The organism is Halorubrum sp. SD612, assembly GCF_002135005.1.
The window spans coordinates 1-1607 of the sequence record NZ_NEWI01000339.1 but is presented as its reverse complement, the minus strand read 5'-3'; the positions used below and the strand labels follow the sequence as shown (position 1 = coordinate 1607).

2 protein-coding genes are annotated in these 1607 nt (G+C 72.4%); one reads left to right on the top strand and one right to left on the bottom strand.

What is annotated here, in order from left to right; genetic code table 11:
- Positions 1-675 (top strand): hypothetical protein (locus B9G38_RS18105; RefSeq protein WP_086221163.1); only part of this gene is annotated, 675 nt, incomplete at its 5' end.
- Positions 676-717: 42 nt separating this feature from the next.
- Here the strand turns inward: B9G38_RS18105 and aroC are convergent.
- The coding region (gene aroC / locus B9G38_RS17115; RefSeq protein ID WP_086221162.1) for a chorismate synthase at positions 718-1607 on the bottom strand (890 nt) is incomplete at its 5' end.

Sequence of the window (1607 nt, the reverse complement as noted above, 5' to 3'; positions counted from 1 at the left end):
GAGTCGCTCCGCCGCGAGGCGGTCTCGATCCGGCGGTACTGGCGCGACCGCTGGCGGGCCGGCGTCCGGCTCTTCGGCTTCCGACTCCTCCTCGGCGCCGTCACGCTGACGCTCGCCGGCGCGGTGCTCGCGCCCGCACTGTTGCCGGCGCTCTCCGGCGACGCGTCCGTCGCCGTCGGACTGCTGCTTCTCGCGGCGCCGGTGTTGGTCGGACTCGCCGTCGTCAGCGGCCTCGTCGGGGGGTTCACGACGAACTTCGTCGTGCCCGTGATGCTGGTCGAGGAGCGGTCGGTGGTCTCCGCGTGGCGCCGGTTCTGGCCCGTGCTGACCGGGCAGTGGAAGCAGTACGCCGCGTACGTCGCCCTCGCGTTCGTGCTCCGGATCGCGACCGGAGTCGTTTCGGCCGTCGCGGTCGTCTTCGGCGTGATCGCGGCCGCGATCCCGTTCGGGATCACCGGGACCGTCGGGGTCGCGCTCCTCTCGGTCGCCACCCCCGTCGGCGCGGCCCTGATCGCCGTCTCGGTCCTGCTGTTCGTGCTCGCGGTCGTCGCCGTCGCCCTGCTCGTTTCGGTGCCCGTACAGACGTACCTCCGGTACTACGCGCTGTTCGTGTTGGGCGACACCGACGCCGAGTTCGACCTCATCGCCGAGCGGCGACGCGCGGTCAGGGAGTGATTCCGCGCGGTCCCCGGCCCGGAGGCCGGCCGGTGGCTCCGACTACTCGTTCTCCGGGCTGCTCGGGTGGTAGTCGGTGTCGTACCGTCCCGGGTTCCCGTCCACGCGGTCGGGGTTGATCCGGCCGCCGAGCAGCATGAAGTCGAGGACGGTGCAGTACAGCATCGCCTCGACGACGGGCACGGCCCGCGGCGGGAGGACGGGGTCGTGGCGGCCGACGACCTGGACCTCCTTCTCCTCGCCCGTCTCCCAGTCGGCGGAGCGCTGTTTCTTCGGGATCGAGGTGGGCGCGTGCCACGTCGCCTCGCCGTAGATCGGCTCGCCGGTCGTGATCCCGCCCTGGAGGCCGCCGTGGTCGTTCCCCTCCGGGACGGGGTCGCCCTCGTCGCTCTCGACGTGGTCGAACGACTCGCCGTCGTCGAACGTCCAGTCCTCGTTGCGCTCGCTGCCGGCGACGTCTGTCGCGTCCTTCCCGAGCCCGTACTCGACGCCGGTCGTGGCGGGAATGGAGAACATCGCCTGCCCGAGCCGGGCGGGGAAGCTGTCGAAGCGCGGGGCGCCGAGCCCGCGGGGGACGCCGCGGCACTCGAAGTAGATGGAGCCGCCGATGGAGTCCCCCCGCTCCTGGTACTCCTCGATCAGCTCCTGCATCTCGGCGGCCGCGTCGGGGTCGGCGCAGCGCACGTCGTTCCCCTCGCTCCGTTCGAGCAGCTGCTCGAAGCTCACCGGGTCGGCCTCGACGTCGCCGATCCGGTTCACGTGCGCTTTGATCTCCACGTCGTGGTCGGACGCGTCGAGGACCTGCTCGGCGACCGCGCCGGCCGCGACCCAGTTCACCGTCTCGCGCGCGGAGGAGCGCCCGCCGCCGCCCCAGTTGCGCGTGCCGAACTTCGCCGAGTAGGTGTAGTCGCCGTGCGAGGGGCGCGGCGCGG